This is a genomic window from uncultured Ferrimonas sp. (assembly GCF_947489035.1).
In the GTDB taxonomy this organism is placed as follows: Bacteria; Pseudomonadota; Gammaproteobacteria; order Enterobacterales; family Shewanellaceae; genus Ferrimonas.
This window is the reverse complement of sequence record NZ_CANLCI010000076.1, coordinates 1-465: the sequence shown is the minus strand read 5'-3', so window position 1 is coordinate 465 and position 465 is coordinate 1. Positions and strand designations below refer to the sequence as shown.

At 63.0% G+C, this 465-nt stretch carries 1 protein-coding gene; it reads left to right on the top strand.

What is annotated here, in order from left to right:
* On the top strand, positions 1-465 hold a 465-nt coding region (locus Q0796_RS18150; protein ID WP_298445894.1), incomplete at both ends, for a VCBS domain-containing protein.

The window sequence follows — 465 nt, the reverse complement described above, 5'->3', positions numbered from 1 at the left end:
CAGCACCACCACCGTCACCATCACCATCACCGGCACCGACGACGCGCCGGTGATCTCCAGCGATGCCGACCGCATCATCGAAGGCAGCACCGACGTACTCGACGGCACCCTCACCGCCACCGACGTCGATGGCGACGCGCCAAGCTTCAACGCCAACACCATCAACGACGATTACGGCACCTTCGTGATCAACGCCGACGGCACTTGGACCTTCGACTTGGCCGACAACCCCACCGTTGATGCGCTGGCTGAGGGCCAAGAAGAACAACGCGTCTTCACCGTAACCTTGAGTAACGGCAGCACCACCACCGTCACCATCACCATCACCGGCACCGACGACGCGCCGGTGATCTCCAGCGATGCCGACCGCATCATCGAAGGCAGCACCGACGTACTCGACGGCACCCTCACCGCCACCGACGTCGATGGCGACGCGCCAAGCTTCAACGCCAACACCATCAACGA